Source organism: Roseinatronobacter sp. S2 (genome assembly GCF_029581395.1).
Lineage (GTDB): Bacteria > Pseudomonadota > Alphaproteobacteria > Rhodobacterales > Rhodobacteraceae > Roseinatronobacter.
This window is the reverse complement of sequence record NZ_CP121113.1, coordinates 3,424,722-3,448,361: the sequence shown is the minus strand read 5'-3', so window position 1 is coordinate 3,448,361 and position 23,640 is coordinate 3,424,722. Positions and strand designations below refer to the sequence as shown.

Here is a 23,640-nt window from a genome sequence, read left to right as displayed (position 1 = left end):
CAAACAGGATTTTATCATGTTTCGTAACCCGCGAGAGGGGCTTGCGCTTGCGTTGCCCGCTGTCATTTTCGCAACCCTGCTTTTCTTGGTGCCAGTGGCCATTTTATTGTCGGAAGCTTTTCGTGCGGATGGCGGCTGGTCGGTGCAGGGGTATATCGACTTCTTTTCGGTGCCGCTGCACCGCACCGTATTTTTGCGCACGTTGAAACTGGGTGTTCTGGTGGCAGGCACGGCAGCAGTGATCGGGTATGCGGCTGCGTTTTGCATTGTCAATCTTGACCCGAAATCACGCGGCAGGGTGTTTGGACTGGTTATTTTGCCGCTGATGATTTCACCGGTTGCGCGAACTTACGCCTGGATTGTCATTCTGGGCCGCACCGGCATTGTGAACGAAACCATTATGGGGCTGGGCCTGTCGCAAACACCGCTGCGGTTGCTGTTTACGGAAACGGCGGTGTTTATCGGCTTGTTGCAGCTTTTCCTGCCGCTGATGATCATCAGCCTTGTTTCCGCAATGGAGAATATTCCGCGCGATGTCATCCCGGCCGCGCGTGTTCTGGGGGCGAACTGGTTTGCGGTGTTTTTCAAGGTGATCCTGCCTTTGACCAAAGAAGGGCTGGTGATCGGGGGAACCCTTGTCTTCACTGGTGCGCTGACGGCCTATATCACACCGGCCATTCTGGGCGGGTCCAAGGTGCTGATGCTGGAAACATTGCTGTATCAGCGCGTGAATGTGGCCAATGATTTCGTGTCAGCCAGTGTGATTGCCATGATCCTGATTGTAATGTCCTTCGCGGCCAACCTGCTGCTGAAGCGCATTGCCACCGTGCGGGGACGTTGAACAGATGCGCCATTTTGCCAACTGGACCATTCTGGGCCTGACGCTGACTTTCCTGATCGGGCCGTTCATCATCATCATTCTGGCGGGGGCTTCGGCGGGGCAGAACCTTGCTTTCCCGCCAGAGGGGCTGTCGCTGAAATGGTATCTGAAGGTGTTTACGATCGAGAGCTTCCGCGCCAGTTTTGCACTGTCCATGGGGCTTGCGGTTTTCGGGACATTGGCCGCGCTGGTTCTGGGAATTCCGGCGGCCTATGCGCTGAACCGGTATGACCTGCCGGGGGCCGAAACCGTGCGCACCATTGTGGCCGCGCCGATCATCGTGCCCGGTATCATCGTTGGGCTGGCGTTGTTGCGCTACATGGTTCTTCCCTTGAACGTGACCATCACTGCCGCGTTGTTCATGGCGCATACAGCGCTGGTTCTGCCCTATGCCGTGCGGGTTGTTTCATCGTCCATGCATAACCTGCGCGCCGATATGGAAGAAGCGGCGGTTTTGCTGGGCGCCACGCGGTTTCAGGCATTTGCCAAGGTGGTTTTGCCCAATATTCGCGGGGGTGTTCTGGCGGCGTTCATTCTGGGGTTTGTGACATCATTCAATCAGGTGCCGGTGTCGCTGTTTCTGTCCGGGCCGGGGGTGCGCACACTGCCGATAGATATGCTTGCCTATATGGAAATCACCTTTGATCCGTCGGTGGCGGCATTGTCTGCGCTGCTGGCATTCATGTCGCTTGCCATTGTTTTCATTGCTGAACGCTTGCTGGGGTTCTCTCGTTATGTCTGACACTTTCGTGCAACTTTCCGATCTGACGCTGGCCTACGGGAAAAGCGTTGCAGTGCCATCGCTGAACCTGTCCATCCGCAAGGGCGAGCTGATCGCGCTGTTGGGGCCGTCCGGTTGCGGCAAGACCACAACAATGCGCGCCATCGCGGGCCTGCTGGTGCCCGATAGCGGACGCATCAGCATTGACGGGCGTGATGTAACCCGCGTGCCCGCCAACAAACGCGGTATCGGGTTGGTGTTTCAGTCCTATGCACTGTTCCCGCACTTGAACGCGTTTGAAAACGTGGCCTTCGGGCTGCGGTTGCAAAAGCTGCCACAGGCGCAGATTGACAGCCGCACCCGTGCGGGGCTTGCGACGGTGGGGCTGGCCGCATTCGAGGGGCGCAAACCCGCTGAAATGTCAGGCGGGCAGCAGCAGCGCCTTGCGTTGGCGCGGTCCCTTGTCATGCAGCCAAAAGTATTGTTGCTGGATGAACCACTGTCCAACCTTGATGCACGCCTGCGGCTGGAAATGCGCACCGAATTGCAGCGTGTGCAAAAGGAAACCGGCGTGACGATGGTTTTTGTTACACATGATCAGGCCGAAGCGCTGGCCCTGGCCGACCGGATTGTGTTGATGAAGGACGGCAAGATCGAACAGCTTGGCACGCCCGCAGAACTTTATGCCCGCCCCAGAACGGCCTTCGCTGCCGATTTCATGGGCTTTGAGAATATCTTTCGGGTTGAAGGCGACACTCTGGTGTCTGACGCGGGGCGCGTGCGCGCCGGGTTCCGGTCTGACAGCCCACTGCTGGCATGGCGCCCGGACGGCGTGCAGGTTGGCAAGGGGCCGCATTCCGGGCGGGTTCGGGCATCCAGCTTTGCAGGCGGACACCGGGAATATGTCATTGATTGCGCGTTGGGCCAGATCAAGGCTGATGCCGCGATCGACCTGCCCGAAGTGCCATTGGGTGACATGGTGCAGTTTGATTTGCCCAAGCACACAGCGTGCGGGCTTCAGCAATGACCATCTGGGTTGATACGGACCTTGGGTTTGATGATCTTTGGGCCTTGCTGTTTCTGCAACGCGCGGGTGCAAGCCTTGCGGGCATATCCCTTGTGGCAGGCAATGCGGAACTGCCGCAGGTGGTGTCCAACGCACAAGGCGCAGTGCATGCCTACGGGCTGGATGCGCCTTTATATCGCGGGGCGGATCGCCCGCTTTTGCGTCCGCAGGAAACAGCGGCGCGTATTCTGGGCGCAGATGGCATGCAAACCCGTGGCCGCCGCCTGCCTGTGGGGGATGTGCCGCTGTCACCCCTAAGCGCCGTTGATGCACTGGCCGCTTGGTTGCATGACACCCAGCCCCCGCGACAGGTATTGGCGCTGGGACCGCTGACCAATCTGGCCCATCTGGTTCAGCGCCATCCTGACGCTGCCGCGCGGATTACCCGTCTGGTCTGGATGGGTGGCAGCAACGGGCCGGGCAACCATTCCCCCGCAGCAGAATTCAACGCCCTTGCCGACCCCGAGGCCCTTGCCTGTGTTCTGGGCGCGGGACTGCCACTGGAGGTGATTGACCTGATGCTGTGCCGCACGGTGACCTTCGGGCCACAGGATATGCCAGATACCGACCCGCTGACACATGATCTTCTGGGGGGCTATCTGGATATTGGGTTGTCGCGCGGACGTGGACACATGGCCATCTATGACCCGGTTGCGGCACTTGCGATGCTGCATCCCAGCCTGTTCGGGTTTGCGCGCACGCGCATGGACGTGTCCACCACGCCAGATGCCAGCTATGGTGCAACTGCGTTCACACCCGACCCCGCAGGGCCGGTTCAACTGGCCATAACAACATATTCGGATGATATTGCGCAGCTTTGCCTTGGTGCGCTTGAACGGAAAGACCCCGCATGACCCCCTCAACCCCAGATATGGACCTGAACGCCCCGGAGTTGCGCGCAAGGGCCGTGCGTGCCGCGCAGGGACAGGCCCCGTTTGATTTGCTGATCGAAGGGGGCATGGTGTTGGACATGGTGACAGGCCGCCAAAGGCGCGCGGATGTGGGCATTGTTGGCCCCTTGATTGCCAGTGTCCATGCCCCTGACCCCGCCTGTTGTGCCAAGGTCCGGCTGGATGCGACGGGGCAGATCATCGTTCCCGGTTTTATTGACACACATATGCATGTGGAAAGTTCGATGGTGACGCCTTCGGAATATGCGGCGGCGGTGGTTCCGCGCGGGGTGACGACTGCGCTTTGGGACCCGCATGAATTTGCCAATGTCATGGGCGAATCCGGTCTGGACTATGCCTGTCGGTCCGTCACAGGGATGGCACTGCGTCTGTTGCCGCTGGTGCCGACCTGCGTGCCCTCGGCACCGGGGTATGAATGCAGCGGTGGGGATTTTACCCCTGCGACAGTTGCAAAATGGCTTGCGCGCGGCGATATTCATGGTGCGGCGGAGCTGATGACCATGCACGCCTTGTTGCAGGGCGATGCCCGTGTATCGGGCATTGTGGGCGCGGGCCTTGCCAGTGGCAAGCGGGTCTGCGGCCATGCCCGTGGTCTGGCAGGGCCGCAATTGCAGGCATTCGCAGCCAGCGGCGTTGAAACCGACCATGAACTGACCAGCGCCGCCGATCTTCTAGCCAGGCTGGAAGCAGGCTTCACCATCGAATTGCGCGGCTCGCATGATCATTTGCTGCCGGAATTCGCGCGGGCTTTGCTGGAGCTTGGCGAACTGCCGCAAACGGTCACTCTGTGCACGGATGATGTGTTCCCTGATGCACTGACACAAAAGGGCGGGCTGGATCATGTGATCCGGCGCATGATTGCCTGTGGCCTGCCGCCGCTTTGGGCCTACAGGGCGGCGACACTGAACGCGGCCACCCGCATAGGGCGCAGGGATCTGGGGCTTGTTGCACCCGGCCGGCGTGCCGATCTGGTGGTGCTGTCGGATGTGCATGCGGTGCAGGCAAGTCAGGTTGTTGCAAATGGGCATGTGGTGGCGAAAGACGGTATTCTGACCGTTGCGCACCCTGTGCAAGCGCCCGCCTTGCACGACAGTATGCGCATAGGCCCCATCACTGCCGCAGATTTTGAAATTCCCGCCAAAGGGCCGAAAGCACGCATTGCAACCTTGTCCAAACCGCGTTTTCCTGAATGGGGCACGCGGATTGTTGATGTTGCGCAGGACCGGCTGGTGCTGCCAGCGGACATGATCCGTATGGGCATTATCAACCGGCACGGGGCTGCAACCCCTATGCGGGTGGCGTTTCTGGAAAACTGGGGAACGTGGCGCGGTGCGTTTGCAACCACAGTTTCACATGACAGCCATAATCTGACAGTGTTCGGGCAAAACGCGCAGGATATGGCCGTGGCCGCAACTGCGGTGCGCGATGCGGGCGGCGGTCTGGCTGTGGCCAGCATGGGGCAGGTGGTTGCCTGCCTGCCACTGCCAATCTGTGGGCTGGTCAGTGACCGCCCCCTGCCCGAGGTTGCGCAGGGGTTCGCAACTGTGCAAGCCGCGCTTGATACGCTGGTGGACTGGCACCCCCCTTATCTGGTGTTCAAGGCGCTGTTCGGTGCGTCACTGGTGTGCAACGCCGGACCCCGATTAAGTGATCTGGGGCTGGTGGACGTGTTTGAAGGGCGCGTTCTGAAAAGCTGCATTCTGCAAGATGGAATTTCGTGAATAGCCGTGGCTGAAAAACCGCGACCGGACTGCGTCAAGCTCCAACCAATATAGTGGCAGCCTCAGCGCGGACCACGGCCAGAAGCATCATCCCGGTGCGGGAAACCCCTCGGCAAACAGAGCAAACGGCAACGCCATTATCCCACAATAGATCTGAGATGCGAACCTCACCCCGCAGAAGCGTAATTTGGCGGGGTTACTTTTGTGAAGAAACTAACTTGATTCGAAAGACCCTGTTCCAGAAGTGGCAATCAACAGGCAGTCATCAACGAATGCCGGGTTGCTGCGGGTTTCGGCAGCCAGAAAGTTGATGTCGTCCCTGTCTGGTGCTCTGCCATCGGGCATCAGCGCGGCAGCCTTGCGGATCAGGCTTTTGCGAACGCGGTTAAGGTCGACATCGCGCAGCTTGATCCGCGAGGGATGATCAGGAATCACGACTGCCGCGCCGGGGATCTCATCTTCGGGGTCGCCGCGCCAGATCCGGATACCGCGCTCGCGGGCAAAACTAAGCTGGGCCGATGGCTGCTTGCCCGCGCCCGCGTATTCAGTTTCCTGAACCACGATCGTCTGATCTTCCTCCATCTCCTGCGCTAGAGCAATCGCTGCGGCCAGCGCCACATTGCCTGCCGGGCCACGCTCCAACCCTTCAAGGCGGGCCAGCGCTTCCGTCACGTAGAACACCTCCCCCTGCTTCACCAGCAGGTAGCGATCCATATAGCGCAACGCGCGCGCGGCATTGCGCGGCACGTCGGTTCGGTCAGGCCAGCTGGCGAATGGAATTCCGAAACCGGTGTGGCCGGTGGTGAAATGCTTGCGGTTAAAATCGGTGTCGCTGGCCATGTGCAGGCCCGACAGATCGACACTTGCGGCGACAACCTTGCACTGTGATGCTCCGGCCTTTTGCAACCCGCGCGCCGTACCGGTCAGGTTGCCGCCCCCCGCATGAGTGCAGATCACCACATCCGGGGCCGCACCGGTTGCGGCCTGCATCTGCTCGACAATCTCAACCCCCAAAGGCTCTACCCCGGCGATGGCATACGGAGTATAGAGTGAGGCATTGAAATAGCCCGTCTCCTCAAGAACGCGCAGGAACTGGTAGAACAGCTCGGGTCCAACGGACAACTGCAACACTTCTGCCCCATAAATCTCGCAAGCGCGCCCCTTTTCCAGAATCTCGGGCTGACCAATGCCCAGGCTGTCGAATACTTCCTGCACGACAATACAATCAAGGCCCCGCATCGCCGCCTGACTGGCAACCGCCGCCCCATAATTTCCACTGGTCGCTGCGACGGCGCCCTTGAAGCCTGCCTCTTTGGCGTGATGCATGCTTAGTGCCGCGCGGCGCGCCTTGTAGCTGCCTGACGGGTTAGCGGCCTCGTCCTTGATAAAGATGCGCGCGCCCTTGCCTTTTGGTGCAAGCATGCGCACCAGACGGTTGATCTGGCGCAGTTCGATCAGGGGCGTGTTCCCCACCCCGACACGCGCCTGAATCTCGCGCACCGTGTCGAGGCTGTAGGTGACCTGCGCCATCAGAGCCTCATAGTCAAAGGTGACCGGGTGTTGCAGGAAAGGCGCGTAATCAAGCCCGAGCGCCGAAAGCATCGTTTCATTGCGGCGGCCCATGACGGATTGGTAATCGACCTGTTTCATGTGACTTCCCCCTCAGCCTCGGACAGCATTGCGCGCAATTCCTCGCCTGCGCGCAGAAGTTCCGGGATCGCTGCGGCGAAATCATGTCCATATGGCGGGTTCATGGCCTCCAGTGTGCCATGATAGCGGCGGCCGAGTGTGGTCCGGATTTCCACAGTGTCGCCGATCGCGGCCACTGCCGTGATCAGCCAACCCTTCACACGCATTTCCAGTGGCACAGCACGGGTCTCCTCAGGGATGGCGCTTGCCCTCTCTTCTGGCGCGAGGATCACCGAATGGATACGAACCCAATCGCCGGTCTGGCATTTCATGAATGGTCTCCTTGTGGGATAAGGTTGGTCATCTTCGGGCTGGTAAGCGGCAGATCGGTCAAATGGACCAGCCCCACCGGGGCGCGGCGAAGATACGCCAGCGCGTTGACGGCCGCCGCCGCCGTCCCGGCGCCGCCCCCGATTTCAGGGGTGATCCGCATCTCGATCACTTGATCGCCCGTGATGCGAATCTGATCCGATGTCGCCTGTCCTTCAAGTTCAGGCCGTATCTGCTGTGGGTGTTCAAGCCGCAGAACCTCGTGCCCGCCGATATATGCATAGGCGCAATGGCGGCACCCGGCGACCTGCCCTGGCGCGATCGTCATGTGCGGCGTTTTGCGGGCGACCGAGGAAATGATTGGCTCTCGGGTTTCGACAACGCGATCAACCGTCCACCCCAAGTGTCGCGCAATCAACGCAATGGACTGCGCGAAGCCGACATGCCCGACCACACGGCCCTGGGCAACCGCGTCGGCAAAGCCCCCGGGCGTCAGGCCAACACCCTGCGTCCGCAATACCGTCGGCCCGAAATCTGACAGATCATTCGTCCGGATGGCTTGAATATGATCAACTCGTCCGCAAGGCACGCTTAGCGCAAGCACCAGAATGTCCATCGCAAAACCGGGGTTCACCCCAGTCCCAATGACCCGCGCGCCGTACTGTTTCGCAGTGGCATCCAGCCGCGCCGCAATGGCAGGGTCAGCCGAATGCGGGCAGGTCATCTCTTCGGAGATAGAGATAACATCGTGGCCGTGCTGCAAACAACTTTCGATCTCGGATGATACATCCCGCAGGAAAGAGGCGGTTGCATGCAGAACCGTTGCGGGCGTGCCCTTCAGCGCCTCTGCGATATCCGCAGTAATGGCGGGGCCGGATTTCAGGTCCTGCCAATCCGCAAGGCGGCCAAGGGGTACGCCCTGCTTGGCCGGGTCCATATCGATGGCCGCGCGGATGGTGTAGCCGCGCGCGCGGGCCAGCCGGGCAATCCGCTGGCCCATGGCACCAACGCCGAACAGAATGATCTCGGATGTCATTTCATGCTCCCCTTAAGATGTATGTCAGCCGAGACCCAGAAGACGCGGCAGGGTCAGCGAAATCGCCGGGACATAAACGATGGCGGCCAGCACCGCGATCTCGACCAGAATGAAGGGCAGAATGCGCCATGCGACATCCTCGAAGCGAACTTTGCCCACGGACGAGGCCACGAAAAGGCATGCCCCAAGCGGCGGCGTGGCCAGCGCGATATTGAGGTTCACAACCATCACGATACCGAAATGCAGCGGATCGATCCCCAGCGAGACTGCGATCGGATGCAGGATCGGGCCCAGGATGATCAGAATCGCCGTCATCTCCATGAACATGCCGATAACCAGCAGCGCAAGCGTGACGATAAACAGGAAGATCAACGGGTTATCACTGATACCAAGCAGAAAGTCGGCAAGTTGCTGCGGCACACCCTGCCGCGCAAGCACCCAGCCAAGTATCGAGGCCGCCGCAAGAATGATGAACACCGAACCCGAGGCGCGCACCATGTCGTAAAGCATGGAAACAAGATCGCGCAGACCCAGATTGCGATACAGAAACAGCCCGACGACAAGCGCATAAAAAACAGCCACGGCGGCGGCTTCGGTCGGCGTGAAGACCCCGCCCAGAATGCCACCCAGAATGATAATCGGCATCATCAGCGGGACTAGCGCGCGTCGCAGCGCGATGCGAAATTGTGGCACATCGCCGCGCAGATTGGCCACCGGCAGATCATCACGTCGGGCGCGGAATGCAATGTAGCCCATCAATGACAGCGCCATCAGAATACCGGGGATCAGACCAGCTGCAAACAGCCCGGCAATGGAAACCTGCATCAGCGAGCCATAGATGACCATAATGATCGACGGCGGAATGATCGGCCCGATCACCGAGGAAGAGGCCGTGACTGCGGCGGCAAAGGCGCGATTGTAACCCTGTGACGCCATCGCCGGAATCATCATGCGCCCGATGGCGGCAGTGTCAGCCACTGCAGCGCCGGTAAGGCCGGCAAAGAACACAGAAACCAGCACATTCACATGCGCCAGCGCCCCGCGCACCCCGCCCACAATCGAATTGGCCAGATCAACCAGCCGGTCGGTGATCTTGATGCGATTCATGATATCGCCAGCCAGAATGAAGAAAGGCATTGCCATCAGCGAGAACATATCGATGCCGGAAAACAGCCGCATAGGCACCAGCCGGATCAGGCTGGGACCATCCGATTGCACCAGCGCGAACAGCCCCGTGATGCCGATTGCAAAGGCCAGCGGCGTGCCAAGCACCACCAGAACCGCGAACAGACCTACCATAAGCCAGAGCATCAGACCGGCCCCCCGCCCATCGGGCTTTCATGTTCAGGTTCATTCTGCGCCCCCAAAAGCATCAACACCGTCTGGATCACATGCTGCACCAGCATCAGGCCCCCTGCGACAGGCACGGCCAGAAGCGGCCACATCATTGAAACACCCAGCGCGGGCGACATCTGGCGCGCGCCACGCTCGGCGGCGGCCCAGCCCTCGACCGTCATCACCCAGAGGAACCAGCCGATAGCGGCTGCCACAAAAAGATCCGTGATCATGCGCAAGGGTGCTGGAAGCAGTTTACGGATGGCGGTTATGCGGATGTGTTCGCCATGGCGCAGGGTGACCGACGCCCCGACAAGGCCGATCCAGATCATCAGATAGCGCGCCAGTTCCTCTGACCAGGTGATTGGATCATTAAGCACATAGCGAAAAAATGTGGCAGCAAGAACCACACCGACCATCACCGCACCAGCAGCAACCAGCGGCGCAGCGGTGATGATTTCCACCAGCCGGGCAATCTTGTGCAGCATTTTTGCGATGGCGCTCACGGTGTACTGCCTTTTGGGGCGGGGAAAGGAAGATGAAAGTTGAACCACGCCGACCGATTGCCCGGCGTGGTCCTATTACCGATAACGACGCGCGCTTAGTCGCTGCCGTAGATCTCGCGCTCGGACGTCGCGACAGCTTCAAGCATCGCTTCGGCAAGCGCGACTGCATCATCGCCAAGCTCGTCAGCAAGCACCGCCATCACCGCCGGTGCCGCCAGTTCGCGGAACTGCACCAATTCCTCGGGGGTGGGGGCATAAACCTGAATTCCTGCATCTTCCAGGAATGCGGTTCCGAACTGGGTGGCGCGAAGGCCCATCTTGGCACCGCGCCCGGCGGTGCGGGCCGCTTCTACCGCGTTGGTAAAGATACGCATCTGGTCTGGTGTCAGGGTGTCAAGGAACAGATCGCTGGTCATCCACCAATCAGCGCCGTACATGTGATTTGTGACAGTCGCATAGCTTTGCACCTCTTGTAGGTTGCCCACGGCGACAATCGGGATCGGGTTGTGCTGGGCATCAACCACACCGGTTTCCAACGCGCTGTACAGTTCATCCCACGGAACTGGTGTTGCGGCGGCACCAAGTGCATTCATCATCGCAATGTGGCTGGGCACGGACATGGTGCGCACCCGCAACCCCTCCATATCCGCCGGGCTACGCACCTCGCGCGTGCTGTTTGTGAAAACATAGAAATCCCCCGCCGTTACGGCCAGCAGGCGCAGATCGGTTGCTGCGTGAATGTTTTCGGCCAGCATCTTACCAAATGGCCCGTCAAAGACGTGATCGGCAATGACCTCGTCAGGGAACGCAAAGGGCAGATCAATCGCGTTTATTGCCGGATAGAACTGGGCCAGGCCACCGATTGCGGCAATATTCACCTGAATGATATCTGCTTGCGTCAGTTCCATCCGTTCGCGCTGGTTACCCATCGTGCTTGCCGCCTGAATATCGACAACCATGTCGCCGTTCGAACGGGTTTCGATGATGTCCTTGAACACCATGGCCGACATATGCGCAGCTGATGTGTTGGCGTCCGCAGGCTCTTCATGCGCCAGCACAATCGTCACAGATTGCGCCATTGCCGGGCCGACAAGAAGCGCGCCTACGGCGCAGGCCAGTGCTGTATTCCAGATATTTCTCATTTCATCCTCTCCTGTTTTCTCTTGTTTTCTCTGGCCTGCGGGCATCCTCAGGCAAGGCGATCAAGCGCAGCGCACTTGATAATGCGCGTATCGTCAGCCGGTTGTGTCCGGCTGTTCAGGTGTATCGCAGTATCTTTACCCAGCCTCCGATGCCCGGCACGACCCCTGGTCAACCCTTGGCACGAGTTTCAGGAGTTTGTGTTCGCATACAAGTATTGAATCACGACACCGGTTTGCCCAAAAAGCAACGCTAGTAAGGTGCGGCCTGCATAGAACTTTTCAGGATTGCGCAAAACCGGCGTGCGACCGGCGGCAATGTGCGATGCCTGCGCCCCATCAGCACAAGTCGGGCATCACGCAGGGGCGGGTCGCTGAGCGATCTGATGAGAAGGCGCCCAGCACGCACTTCGTCGGCGACCGAACACATGGGCAGGATCGACACTCCCTGCCCTCGCAGGGCAAATCCGGTAAGACCATATACAGAATCGCACAAAAGCGGTGGATCAAGCTCGATATCCGCGTTCTGGCGTACAACCCTGTCGATCACATCACGAATGCCGTAGCTGCTATCCGGCGGAATGGCGAGCGGCAAGGACGCCAGACCTGCCAGTGATTGCGGCCCGTCCGGCAAGGGAAACCCGGGGGCAAACACGGCATAAAGCGGCGCTGGCACTTCCGCAATTATCATGACATCGCGGTGCGTCGGTGGATCAAATGCAAGCCCCAGTTCGGCTTCGTCAGCGGCCACTGCGCGCACCACGCCGGTGCTACCTGCTCGTGTAACCGAAAGGTTGACACCCGGCGACTTGGGGCGGAATGCAGCGATAGCATCGGACATGATGCCACCGATCGCCCCCTCCACGCAAACCACCCGGATCTGACCACGCCTCAGATCCTTGATCGCTTCGATCTCGCCAATCGCCCAGGCTTCGTGGCGCAGGGTGGTGCGTGCATGATCGAAATAGATCTGTCCGGCATCAGTAAGGCGCAATCCGCGCGCATGGCGTTCGAACATCGGAACGCCAAGATCCTCCTCTATCTGGGTTATCCGACGGCTAAGCGCCGAGGCCGCGAGGTTAAGCTTTTCGGCGGCTTTCCGAATCGATCCTTCATTGGCCACTGTGAAAAAGTACTTCAACTGCAAGTCCCGCATTCCGCCTCCACCGTTGGTCCGGCCAGGATTTTCGATTGCATCACACTATCAGCCTGTTGTAATCACGAAACTACTCCGATGCACGGCCCGACCCCGCTTCAGCCCGCTCAATCTGGCTATGGGGAAGCGGAAAATGACGAAACGGGTTCTTCTCGGGCAGTTCATGCACGAGACCAATACTTTCTGTCAAAGACTTACGGATGAGACTGCTTTTCGCGGTTTCTACTGCCATCAGGACGACGCGGTGCTTTCGGCGCTTGCCGATACCGAAAACGAAGTGGCCGGTTTTGCCGATATCGCCCGGGCCGAAGGCTGGGAGTTGATCACCCCTGTGGCAACTTTTGCAACCCCCGGCGGCCCGGTGACGCAACCCGCCTGGCACGCATTCGGCGAACGCATCCTGACTGCCGCGCGCGAAGCCGGACCGTTTGATGCGGTGCTGCTTTCATTGCATGGGGCAATGGTGTTGGAAGACGGCACCGACGGCGATGCACGGCTGGTGCGGGAGCTGCGCGCCATACTCGGCCAGAAACCAATATTTGCAGTGACGCTTGATCTGCACGCCAACCTTGATCCGAAGATGGCGAATGATGCCAATATCATCCTGTCCTACAAGACATTCCCGCATGTGGACATGCGCGAAACAGGTCGCCGTGCGGCCGGTTTGCTGCGCCGCATGCTTGCACGCCCCCCTGTGCGCGCCCGGACGCTTGTTCGCAAGCCCGCGATGATCACCCTGCCCGAAGGGGGCCGCACAGACCGCGAGCCCATGCTGGGCCTGATGGCGCAGGCACAAGCACTGACCGAAATGCATCCTGCGATCCTTGATATCAGTCTGAACGCTGGTTTCAGCTTTGCTGACGTGCCCGAGATCGGACCCAGCGTTTCTGTTGTGCACCTTGGTGCCGCGCAGATCGCGGAACAGATCGCCGACACACTTTGCAAAGCAATGTGGGATGAACGTGATGCCAATCAGGAAGCCGTGCTGACACCGCAGGAGGCGGCAGCCGCCGCTGCCAGCCACTCTGCGGGGGAACATGACGGGCCGCTTGTCCTGGCTGATATCTCTGACAATCCGGGCGATGGCGCCTATGCCGACTCCACCGCGCTGCTGGCTGCCCTGTTGGAAGGCGGTGGCAGCGACATCCTTTTCGGCGCGCTGCATGACCCGGAATCAGTGCTGGCTGCGCAAGCGGCCGGAAAGGGCAACACATTGGCGCTGTCGCTTGGCGGAAAGTCAGACCCGGCATTCGGCGGTGCCCCCCTTCAGTTGCACGCTCGGGTCGAACATCTGGGTGACGGGCGGTTTGTTTGCGGCGGCCCGATGTGGAAAGGTGTATCGCAAAGCGCAGGCCCCAGCGCCCTGTTGCGCATCGACGGCATCAAGGTGTTGGTGACCAGTCACGCAACCCAAGCGCTTGATCTGGAAATTTTCCGCAGCAACGCTGTTGACCCGGCCGCAATGCGGGTTGTCGCGCTCAAATCAACCCAGCATTTCCGGGCGGCCTATGCGCCGATCGCATCAGGAATCCTCTTGGTCGATGGCGGCGGCCTCGCCAGCCCCCGCCTTGATCGTCTTGAATACTGGCGCGTTCCCCGACCGGTGCATCCACTCGATCCGCCATGAAGATCATCCGTTTCAGCGCCTGAACGGCTCCGAATAGCACGGTTGGGATAGCGGCATTTTGCTTGCGTTCCGCAGCCTTTCGCGATGTCTGTAGTATCGTCTTTTCTACACGACTGAACTATCTTTTGTGATCTTTATATAGGTATTTTTCGAATTACCTAAGGGTTCTCCACGGCTGCAATCCACCTCTTTATATTGCACGCGTGCGCAACACAGGCTAAACCGCCCCAGATCGTGCTGAATGCAGGGAAACCAACGGGTTTTGCATCAAGGCAATCACGCAGATGCCCTTGCATTTGGTTGTTTGCAAGCGGATATAAAGGCGCTGTCGGATTGGAATATAAGCCAGCAGGTTCAACGAGTGATGGGTTGGTGCGTGTCAGGCAGGTCTTGGCGGGCGCTTTCTAGCGTGTCCGTTTTGCAGTACTTTGGCGCACCACAATATCTGGATCGATAAGTGTCATTTGAGGAGAGGGCAGGGCTCCGGGTGAGGCGATCAAGTTCATCAATCGCTCCACTGCAAGGTCTGTGACCAAAGCTACATCATAATTGACGCTGGAAATGGGGGTGGTCGCATGTTCGGCATACTCAATGTTGTCAAACCCGATAATGGCCAGATCTTCGGGGACGCGCAATCCATGCACCTTTGTCCACCGCAATACGCCAAGAGCAAGCGCATCGTTTGCAGTGAAAACAGCCGTCGGTTTGTTTGTCCTCGACATCAGGGCGTCCATTGCCCAAAAGCCTCTCGCGACCGAATGTCCGCCGGGGTCGGAAACAAGTGACGGGTCAAATGCGATCCCAGCCTGATCCAGTGCCAACAGATAACCTTCGCGCTTCTCGGGGTTGCCCAGTGGATTTGCGCTGTCGATCAGTGCGATGGCACGGTGTCCGACATCGATCAGATGTGTGACCGCCTTGTAGGAGCCTTTGCGTTCATCTATGCCGACCGCATCAATTTCCGCACCACCGTTCGCCACCAGCAGCACGACAGGATAATCCGCGCCGCGCAAGGTTTGTATGTGATCGATGACGGTATGGCTGCGTGGATAAACCAGCATCCCATCGACCTGTCGGGCGCGAAACAGATCGATTGCCTTCATCTCATCCTCAATGCGGTTGTTCGAGGTTGCAAACAATGTGCTGTATCCCCGCGCGGACAGGGCGGTTTCGACTGATTGGGCCGTGGCGGTAAGAATCGGACTTGTAATGTCCGTCAGGATCAGCCCGATGGTTTTTGTCTCTCGGTTGACGAGCGATTTAGCGACCTGATTGGGAAGATAATTCAATTCCCGGGCCGCAGATCGTATGATTTCACGCGTCTCTTTCGCAAGGCGCGGGCTGTCACGCAGGGCGAGCGACACTGTGTTAACTGAAAACCCGGTGCGTGTTGCGACGTCTTTGAGTCGGATTGTGGTCATCCCCGAACGAGTCATTTTTTCTCTTTAATGGCCAAATGTGCAGAACATAATCTTGTATATAACGTTAATACCGTTACCCCGCAGGTCAGGCAAGGCGAAGTTTGGAACGCGAACCCGTAGGTCTTGAAGTTCAGAAATCAATGAACGCAGGCGCGTAGACGCGCGTCCAATGGGGATTAAGTTGCTGTAAGTAATTAAATTATATTGGCTTAGCAGGGCGAATACCATCGAGGATGTTCGCCGTCGGCCGTATCAATTGCGCCTACATTTTCACCATATGCACCCAGACCTGATGCAAATTATTGCAAGGAAGGGGTTGACGGAATCACGCGAGCGGGGCATTGTTATCGTTAATATACGGCGACAAGCAATGATCGTATTAACGATAATATAATGCGCAGAGCGCTTAAGCTCTGTTTGCCGGCGCCATCAATGCAGGCGTCAAAAACCAAACTTGCAAACAGGGAGGAGAACCTTATGCAAGGGTTTACTGGAATTATCCAAAAGCTTGCCATGTCTACTGGCGTGGCGACCCTCATTGTGGTGCCAAGCTTTGCCATGGCACAATTCAACCAAGCACCAATGCTGGACGCACTTGTGGAGGCGGGTGAGATCCCACCGATTGAAGAGCGCATTCCAGCGTCGCCCATGGTGGTCGAGCCGCTTGAGTCCATCGGTGAATACGGTGGCACATGGCGACATGGCCTTGTCGGGGGCAACGCCCAACACATGTTGGCGCGTGTCATGAAATACGACCACCTCATGCGTTGGGACCCTGACTATAATGAAGTTATTCCCGACATTGCGGAAGCTGTCGATGTCAGCGACGATGGCCGCGAATATGTGTTTCACCTGCGCGAGGGTATTCGCTGGTCTGATGGCGCGCCATTCACGGCGGATGACATCATGTTCTGGTACGAAGCCGTTTATCTGAACGATGAGCTTGCAGCGCGGCGCAATCAGAACAACCGTATAACCGTTACCAAAATCGACGACTATACAGTTAGCTTTGCGTTTGAAGAACCTTCCGGGTTCTTTCTTCAGCACGATGTCGCGGGGCGCTGGGGCTGGTACTATACGAGTTACCCCCGCCACTACTTTTCCCAGTATCATATCGACTACAATCCCGACGGTATCGAGGATCTGATGGCGGCGGAAGGGTTTACAAGCTGGGCCCAGATGTTTGAAGCGAAAGCGGGCACAGCGCTGGCCGAGCGCACGATCGAACGCTTCCAGAACCTGAATATTCCGACCCTGCACGCATGGGTGCTGACGCGGCCCTATGACGGTTCAAGCCGCGTTATCGGGGAACGCAATCCCTACTATTTCAAAGTGGACCCAGATGGGAACCAGCTTCCCTATATCGATCGGGTAGAGTTCGGCCAGTATGAGAGCAGTGAAGTGCTTATGCTTAGGGCATTGGCGGGGGAAATCGACTTTCGGGATAATACGGATGGTCAGTTCGGAACGCTTGATCAGAAGTCGGTTTTTTTCGATCACATGGAAGACGGGGATTTCCGGTTTATCGATCTGACGCCCGCTGCCAGCACCGAGCTGACGCTGTATCTTAACCACACCCATAAAGATCCGAGGTTGCGCAATATCTTCCAGAACCGGGATTTCCGTATCGGGCTTTCCCATGCAATCAATCGTCAGGAAATCATCGACACGGTCTATGTCGGGCAGGGAGAGCCGCACCAGTTGGCCCCGAGGGAGTCATCACCCTACTACGACGCCCAGATGGCAAAGCAGTTCACCGAATACGATCTTGACCTTGCCAATGAATATCTGGACCGCGCCGGATTTACCGAACGCGATAGCAGCGGTTTCCGGGTTGATGAGAACGGCGCGCGTATTTCATTTGCTGTCAATGTTGTCGCGACACGCCAGCCCAATGTCGACGGCATGGAATTGGCCAGTGCCCACCTGGCTGAAGTGGGTATCGATATGCAGCTGCGCACCCTCGAACAGTCGTTGTTCTGGAACATTCGCGACTCCAACACCCATGACGCCTTGGTCTGGAGTGGGCCAGGTGGTTTGGGTTGGGATGTGTTGATTGATCCATATGGGTGGTTTCCGGCAAATCATAATGCATTTTGGGCCGTTGCCTGGGGTGCGTGGTATCTTGATCCAAACAACCCGATTGCCGAAGAACCGCCCGAACATATCAAGGAACTCATGGATATGTATGACGCGTTGCTGGCGACACCGGATACCGAGGCACAGGCCGAACTTACGCGCGACTTGCTTGCGCGTGCCCGTGACGAGTTCTTCACCATCGGCATCAACCTGCGGGCGGTTAATTTCGGGATTGCCAAGAACAATTTCCGAAATGTGCCGCAGGTCATGCCAGAGGGGGCGATCTTTGCCAATCCGGGGCCGACCAATCCGCAAACCTACTATTTTGCGTCACAGTAGCCTCTCAACAGCATGGGTTTCGGGTGGTTGCGCGCCCGAAACCCGAACCTTCAAGGCTTCGTCAGAACCACGCGCATAACACCCCTTGTCCGCAGTTTGCATTGGGGGTGGTGCTGCAACCTTCTTCCATCTTGCGATGCCAGCAAGAAATCAGAGAGAGTCGTATGAAACAATCCGCTTTTTCCAGCCACACGCGATTCGGGGCAACCGGGCAGGTGCTGAACCGGCTTGCATTCGGGGGGTCCTATTTCAACCCCGCGCAATGGGCCGACGGTGGGCGCGAGAGTCTGCTTGATACCATGCATGCCGCCGTCGACGCAGGGATCAACCATTTCGACACCGCCGCCGGATATGGCGAAGGGAAATCCGAAGCGCTTCTTGGCGCGTTCCTGAAGTCCCGACGCGACTCGATCTTTTTGGCGTCAAAATCCTCGATTGGCGAAATGGATGCCGATCTGATGCTGAGCGAGGTAGAACACAGCCTGCGACAGCTGAATACAGAGTTCATTGACTTGTTTTATATTCACTGGCCGCGCAAGGGCCGTGATTTGCGGCCATTAATGGAAGGGTTGGTCACCGCCAAGGAGCGTGGACTGATCCGGGCGATTGGCGTTTCGAATTTCTCGGTGGCTGACATGGAACAAGTGGCCACGGTGGGGCGTATAGATGCGCACCAGCTAGGTTATAATCTACTTTGGCGCGAGGCGGAAAAACAGATCCTGCCCTATTGCATCGCGAATGATATCTGGACCGCGACCTACAGTTCCATCGCGCAAGGCAGCTTGACGGGAAAGTTTGCGCGGCAACTGATGTTTGAACCGCATGACCCGCGCAACAATATCGTGCTGTTCTGGCCCAGGGTCTGGCCGCATGTGTTTGCAGCGATTGAGCAATGCAAGGCAATAGCAAAAGAGATTGACCGCCCGCTTGTTCATCTGGCCATACGCTGGGTTCTAAATCAGCCGGGCGCCAATTGCGCCGTTGTCGGGGCGCGTTCACCAGCACAGCTTTCGACCAACGCCGCAGCCCTTGAGGGGGAAATTCCGTCCTGGGCATTCGAACGCATGACCGAAATCAGCAATGCGCTGGCATCCGAACTGCCCGCGACGGGCAACATGTATGACCACCACCCGTAACAATGCGGAGTGTCGGAAAACAAGATGTGCTGTGAAGATGGCAGTCGCCAGAAATCAGGTTGGGACGCAAGGATAGGGAGGCGTGATATGCTAACGCATGTTCAGTTCAGGCGCGGCGGCGCGTTTGCCCGGGGGGTGCATCCGGGTCGTCGCGGTGTCCGCTTTATCTGCCCCGGACTGGCAAGCATCCACGCACGAAGGGCAGGGTGACGCCATGGCATTCTATATCGTTCGTCGTATCCTTTACATGATCCCGACGCTTTTTGCGATCTCGTTCGTTGCGTTCTTCATCATCCAGCTGCCGCCCGGGGACTATCTGACAACCATGGTGGCAAGGATGGCGGAACAGGGCAGCACGGTCGATGCTGCAACCCTTGCCAATTTGCGCGAACGGTATGGGCTAGGGGAGCCATTCTATGTCCAATACTGGAAATGGATTACCAATATACTGCTTTATGGCGATTTCGGCATGTCGTTCGAATGGAACCGGCCCGTCAACACAATGATCTGGGAGCGGCTGGGGCTGACCTTGCTGCTGTCCACCGCCACACTGATGTTCATCTGGGTTGTGTCATTCCCTATCGGCATCTATTCGGCAGTTCGCAAATTTTCGATCGGGGATTACATCGCGACCTTCGTGGGGTTTCTGGGATTGGCAATTCCCAACTTCCTGATGGCGTTGTTTCTGATGTATATCGCCTTTGCCCATTTCGGCCAGAGCGTTGGCGGGCTTTTCTCCCCCGAGTATGAGAATGCACCCTGGTCCTGGGGCAAGGTCGGGGATCTTATGATGCATCTGTGGATCCCGATGATCGTATTGGGCACTGCGGGGACAGCGGGCCTGATCCGGCTGGTCCGCGCCAACCTGCTTGATGAATTAAGCAAGCCCTATGTGGTCACGGCACGGTCCAAAGGCTTGTCTGAAATCAGGCTCTTGCTCAAATATCCTGTTCGTATCGCCCTGAACTTTTTTGTCAGCGCCCAGAACAATATTCTTGTCGCTGTCGTTTCGGCGGAAGCCATCGTGGCCATCGTGCTGGGCCTGCCCACCACAGGGCCACTGTTGCTGCGGGCATTGCTTGCGCAGGATATGTATCTGGCAGGCGCATTCATCCTGATGCTCAGTGTGCTTAATGTCGTCAGCACATTGCTGTCCGATATCGCGCTTGCCTGGCTCGATCCACGCATCCGGTACCAGTGAGGTTTGCCATGTCCAACCTAACAGACGCCAAAGATAAGACAGCAGCGGCAGGCCCGGGCGGCGTGGTCGGCGCATTCCCACCCGGTGGCGCTACTGCTGTCACCAGTCCGGCGGCAACCCTACCTGCCGAAGATGAACTGGTACTTGCAAGTCAGTTCAAACTGATGTGGTGGAAGTTTCGTCGTCACAAACTGGCCCTTGTTGGTGGCGTAGTGACCATATTGATTTATCTGGTCGCCATTTTCGCCGAGTTTCTGGCCCCTTATGCCCCCAATGTCCACAGCACCCAGCATACCTATGCGCCCCCCCAAGCCCTTAACCTTTTCGTGCAAACCGACGAAGGCCGGCAGTTTCTGCCGCATGTGAATGGCTATACTGTCGAAATTGACCCCGTGGCGCTGCGTCGCACCTTCGTGATTGATGAAACCCAGATCATTCCGGTGGGATTGTTTGTGAAATCCGAACCCTATTTGCTTGCCGGGTTCATTCCGTTGCAGCGAAAACTGTTCGGTCCGGTGACTATGGGCGAACGGATCTATTTGTTTGGCGCTGACCGCCTGGGTCGCGATGTTCTTTCAAGGACCATTCACGGAACCCGTGTGTCAATGTCGATAGGGCTGGTCGGCGTTGCCTTAAGCTTGTTCCTGGGCGTTCTTCTGGGCGGGCTGGCGGGCTTTTACGGCGGCTGGATCGACACCGCTCAGCAAAGGCTGGGGGAGTTTCTTGAATCGATCCCCTCGATACCGTTGTGGATGGGGCTTGCCGCAGCCATTCCGCTAACACTGCCCCCGCTTCAGGTGTATTTCCTGATTACGGTCATACTTTCAATCATCGGCTGGACCAGCCTTGCACGGGTTGTGCGCGGTCGGTTTCTTGCGCTCAAGACCGAAGATTTCGTGCTGGCCGCCAAATTGGACGGGGTCAGCGACGTGAAGATCGTCATGCGGCATATGGTGCCAAATTTTCTTAGTCACATCATCGCAGTTGTGACGCTGGCAATCCCTTCAATGATCCTTGCGGAAACGGCTTTAAGCTTTCTGGGGATCGGGCTTCGCCCGCCGGTGGTTTCTTGGGGTGTTCTGCTTCAGGAAGCCCAAAACATCCGAACTGTTGCCTCTGCGCCATGGCTGATGTGGCCAAGCGCAGCTGTTGTGATAGCCGTGTTGGCGCTCAACTTTCTGGGCGACGGCTTGCGCGATGCCGCCGACCCCTATGCCTAGAAATCAGGAGATGAGCATGACCAAAGACGATTTTCTGATCGAGGTTAAGGGCCTTAAAGTGCATTTTGCCACCGATGAGGGCGCGATCAAGGCCGCCGACGGCGTGGACTTTCAGGTGCCGCGCGGCAAGACAGTCTGCATTGTAGGCGAGTCCGGGTCAGGAAAGTCGATGACTGCGCGCAGCTTGATGCAACTGGTATCACCGCCGGGCCGCATCGTTGATGGCAGCATCATGTTTCATGGTCGGGACGGACCAAGCGTGGATATTGCCAAGCTGGATCCCAAAGGCACAGAAATCCGCAAAATTCGTGGCAAGGATATTGCCATGATTTTTCAGGAACCGATGAGTTCGCTTTCCCCTGTCCACACCATCGGCGATCAGATCACGGAGATGATCCGGCTTCATATGCCGATGAGCGAAGCACAGGTCCGCGAACGGGCAATCGCGCTTTTGGGTAAAGTGGGTATCCCCAAGCCGCAGGAGCGTATTGATGCGTATACCTTTCAACTTTCGGGCGGTATGCGCCAGCGCGCAATGATTGCGATGGCGCTGGGATGCGAGCCTCAGCTGCTTATCGCAGATGAACCGACAACAGCGCTTGATGTGACGACGCAGGCAAATATCCTCGATCTGTTCGCCTCTCTTCAGCGCGAATTCGGAATGTCGATGATTTTCATTACCCACGATCTGGGCGTCGTTGCGGAAATCGCCGATTATGTCGTGGTGATGTATCTGGGTACGGTGGCCGAAACCGGAGAGGTGGACGCCATCTTCCACGACCCCAAGCACCCCTATACACGCGCGCTGTTGCGTTCGATTCCCAAGCTGGGGGTAGAAAGACGTCACCGGCTGGAATCGATCCGCGGCATGGTTCCCCATCCTTTCAACCGTCCCACCGGATGCCAGTTTAATCCACGATGTGACGAGCGTATGGACGGCATTTGCAACGTTATCTCCCCGCCAAGGGAACAACTGGCCCCCGGACGTTCGGTTCGCTGCCTTTTGCACAGTGCCCCCGAAACTGCGCAGACACACGCTACCACCCCAAGCGCAGGTTAGAGAGGAAAATATGGCAGACAACACTCTGACCTCGACATTGACCGAAGGCGTGCGCAAGGCAGGCAGGCGCAAGGGCGATCCCTTGCTGGAAATCAGAAACCTTCAGATGCACTTCCCAGTGACAAAGGGATTTCTGCACCGCGTGGTCGGCACTGTAAGGGCCGTTGATAACCTGAGCATCACCATTCGCGCTGGCGAAACGGTTGGGCTGGTCGGGGAATCGGGATGCGGCAAAACAACCGCCGGGCGGTGTATCGTTCGCGCTTACAAGCCCACTGGCGGACAGCTTGTCTACCATCGGCACAATGGTGAAACCATTGATTTGTCCACCCTCAGTAATCGTGAACTCAAGCCATTCCGGCGCGACATCCGAATGATCTTTCAAGACCCGCATTCGTCCCTGAACCCGCGCTGGACGGTCCGCGACATCGTCAGCGAACCGCTGGCCGAGACTGGCAAATACAAGAAGCCCGAGATCGAGGATCGGGTTATCGACCTGTTGCGCAAAGTCGGCCTGCGCCCTGAATATCTTAGCCGGCACCCGCACGCGTTCAGCGGTGGTGAAAGACAGCGCATCGGGATTGCCCGCGCGCTTGCTTTGAACCCAGAACTTGTGGTTTGCGACGAGGCGGTCTCTGCCCTCGATGTTTCGGTTCAGGCACAAACCATAAACCTTCTGCAAGATCTACAGGAAGAACTTGGCCTTACCTATCTGTTCGTTGCCCATGATCTGTCCGTGGTCGAACACATCAGCACAAGGGTTGCGGTCATGTATGTCGGCAATATCGTGGAACTGGCAACGACAGAGGACCTGTACCGAACACCGCTGCACCCGTATACCGAGGCATTGCTGGCCGCCGTCCCCAAGGCTGATCCGCGCCTGCGTGGAAAAGGGGCAACTGTGCGCCTTGCGGGGGAAGTGGCCGACCCCGCCAACAAGCCCAGCGGATGCCATTTTCATCCGCGCTGTCCCTATGCGACTGATCAATGCAAAACGGAAGTCCCAGACTTCCGGGAAACCCGCAAAAACCACTTCGTCGCCTGTCATCGTGCAGATGAGCTGAACCTGCGGGGGGCATACTAAACGACAGCGAACAACGATGAACAAGCATTTGCTGACAAGCGGT

20 protein-coding genes are annotated in these 23,640 nt (G+C 58.0%); 12 read left to right on the top strand and 8 right to left on the bottom strand.

Features of this window, described 5'->3' with window-relative positions; genetic code table 11:
* Positions 1 to 16 precede the first annotated feature (16 nt).
* Genes P8S53_RS16600 through P8S53_RS16580 form a run of 5 tightly spaced genes read left to right on the top strand, consistent with a single transcriptional unit; the run spans position 17 to position 5,299 of the window.
* Entirely contained in the window at positions 17 to 841 is an 825-nt protein-coding gene (locus P8S53_RS16600; protein WP_277805088.1) for an ABC transporter permease, read from the top strand.
* Positions 842 to 845: 4 nt separating this feature from the next.
* Positions 846 to 1,622, top strand: coding sequence for an ABC transporter permease (locus P8S53_RS16595; protein ID WP_277805087.1), 777 nt, complete (start codon positions 846 to 848; stop codon positions 1,620 to 1,622).
* Positions 1,615 to 2,628, top strand: a complete 1,014-nt coding sequence (locus P8S53_RS16590) for an ABC transporter ATP-binding protein (RefSeq protein WP_277805086.1) — start codon at positions 1,615 to 1,617, stop codon at positions 2,626 to 2,628. Before P8S53_RS16595 ends, P8S53_RS16590 begins: the two co-directional genes overlap by 8 nt.
* The gene (locus tag P8S53_RS16585; RefSeq protein ID WP_277805085.1) at positions 2,625 to 3,521 is read left to right on the top strand and encodes a nucleoside hydrolase; all 897 of its coding nucleotides are present in this window, start codon (positions 2,625 to 2,627) and stop codon (positions 3,519 to 3,521) included. Before P8S53_RS16590 ends, P8S53_RS16585 begins: the two co-directional genes overlap by 4 nt.
* Positions 3,518 to 5,299, top strand: a complete 1,782-nt coding sequence (locus P8S53_RS16580; protein ID WP_277805084.1) for an adenine deaminase — start codon at positions 3,518 to 3,520, stop codon at positions 5,297 to 5,299. Before P8S53_RS16585 ends, P8S53_RS16580 begins: the two co-directional genes overlap by 4 nt.
* 213 nt (positions 5,300 to 5,512) lie before the next feature.
* Here the strand turns inward: P8S53_RS16580 and ortB are convergent, their stop codons facing one another.
* From ortB to P8S53_RS16545, 7 genes are all read right to left on the bottom strand, one after another.
* Entirely contained in the window at positions 5,513 to 6,949 is a 1,437-nt protein-coding gene (gene ortB, locus P8S53_RS16575) for a 2-amino-4-oxopentanoate thiolase subunit OrtB (RefSeq protein ID WP_277805083.1), read from the bottom strand.
* Positions 6,946 to 7,260, bottom strand: coding sequence for a 2-amino-4-oxopentanoate thiolase subunit OrtA (ortA, locus tag P8S53_RS16570; protein WP_277805082.1), 315 nt, complete (start codon positions 7,258 to 7,260; stop codon positions 6,946 to 6,948). Before ortA ends, ortB begins: the two co-directional genes overlap by 4 nt.
* Positions 7,257 to 8,294: a hypothetical protein gene (locus tag P8S53_RS16565; protein ID WP_277805081.1), complete on the bottom strand. Its 1,038-nt coding sequence runs from the start codon at positions 8,292 to 8,294 to the stop codon at positions 7,257 to 7,259. Before P8S53_RS16565 ends, ortA begins: the two co-directional genes overlap by 4 nt.
* A gap of 24 nt (positions 8,295 to 8,318) precedes the next feature.
* The gene (locus P8S53_RS16560; protein WP_277805080.1) at positions 8,319 to 9,605 is read right to left on the bottom strand and encodes a TRAP transporter large permease; all 1,287 of its coding nucleotides are present in this window, start codon (positions 9,603 to 9,605) and stop codon (positions 8,319 to 8,321) included.
* On the bottom strand, positions 9,605 to 10,135 hold the full coding sequence (locus tag P8S53_RS16555) for a TRAP transporter small permease (protein ID WP_277805079.1): 531 nt from the start codon (positions 10,133 to 10,135) through the stop codon (positions 9,605 to 9,607). Before P8S53_RS16555 ends, P8S53_RS16560 begins: the two co-directional genes overlap by 1 nt.
* A gap of 95 nt (positions 10,136 to 10,230) precedes the next feature.
* Complete coding sequence (gene dctP, locus P8S53_RS16550) at positions 10,231 to 11,277, bottom strand: TRAP transporter substrate-binding protein DctP (RefSeq protein WP_277805078.1); 1,047 nt, start codon at positions 11,275 to 11,277, stop codon at positions 10,231 to 10,233.
* Positions 11,278 to 11,527: 250 nt separating this feature from the next.
* The gene (locus P8S53_RS16545; protein ID WP_277805077.1) at positions 11,528 to 12,415 is read right to left on the bottom strand and encodes a LysR family transcriptional regulator; all 888 of its coding nucleotides are present in this window, start codon (positions 12,413 to 12,415) and stop codon (positions 11,528 to 11,530) included.
* Between the two features lie 148 nt (positions 12,416 to 12,563).
* Here P8S53_RS16545 and P8S53_RS16540 point away from each other — a divergent pair, with 148 nt between their 5' ends.
* Complete coding sequence (locus tag P8S53_RS16540) at positions 12,564 to 14,057, top strand: M81 family metallopeptidase (protein ID WP_277805076.1); 1,494 nt, start codon at positions 12,564 to 12,566, stop codon at positions 14,055 to 14,057.
* Positions 14,058 to 14,461: 404 nt separating this feature from the next.
* On the opposite strand, the gene P8S53_RS16535 is transcribed toward P8S53_RS16540, so the two are convergent.
* Positions 14,462 to 15,493 (bottom strand): LacI family DNA-binding transcriptional regulator, encoded by a 1,032-nt coding sequence (locus tag P8S53_RS16535; RefSeq protein WP_277805075.1) that lies wholly within the window; start codon positions 15,491 to 15,493, stop codon positions 14,462 to 14,464.
* Positions 15,494 to 15,955: 462 nt separating this feature from the next.
* Between P8S53_RS16535 and P8S53_RS16530 the strand changes: the two genes are divergently transcribed.
* The 6 genes from P8S53_RS16530 (at position 15,956) to P8S53_RS16505 (ending at position 23,597) form a co-directional block, all read left to right on the top strand.
* The gene (locus tag P8S53_RS16530; RefSeq protein WP_277805074.1) at positions 15,956 to 17,896 is read left to right on the top strand and encodes an ABC transporter substrate-binding protein; all 1,941 of its coding nucleotides are present in this window, start codon (positions 15,956 to 15,958) and stop codon (positions 17,894 to 17,896) included.
* 164 nt (positions 17,897 to 18,060) lie between these two features.
* Positions 18,061 to 19,032 carry an aldo/keto reductase gene (locus P8S53_RS16525; RefSeq protein ID WP_277805073.1) on the top strand — a complete coding sequence of 324 codons (972 nt, stop codon included), beginning with the start codon at positions 18,061 to 18,063 and terminating at the stop codon, positions 19,030 to 19,032.
* 214 nt (positions 19,033 to 19,246) lie between these two features.
* Entirely contained in the window at positions 19,247 to 20,233 is a 987-nt protein-coding gene (locus tag P8S53_RS16520; protein ID WP_277805072.1) for an ABC transporter permease, read from the top strand.
* Between the two features lie 8 nt (positions 20,234 to 20,241).
* On the top strand, positions 20,242 to 21,453 hold the full coding sequence (locus P8S53_RS16515; RefSeq protein ID WP_277805071.1) for an ABC transporter permease: 1,212 nt from the start codon (positions 20,242 to 20,244) through the stop codon (positions 21,451 to 21,453).
* Positions 21,431 to 22,513: an ABC transporter ATP-binding protein gene (locus P8S53_RS16510; RefSeq protein WP_277805070.1), complete on the top strand. Its 1,083-nt coding sequence runs from the start codon at positions 21,431 to 21,433 to the stop codon at positions 22,511 to 22,513. The genes P8S53_RS16515 and P8S53_RS16510 overlap by 23 nt, the downstream gene beginning before the upstream one ends.
* 106 nt (positions 22,514 to 22,619) lie before the next feature.
* Positions 22,620 to 23,597, top strand: coding sequence for an ABC transporter ATP-binding protein (locus tag P8S53_RS16505; RefSeq protein ID WP_373418533.1), 978 nt, complete (start codon positions 22,620 to 22,622; stop codon positions 23,595 to 23,597).
* Positions 23,598 to 23,640 lie beyond the last annotated feature (43 nt).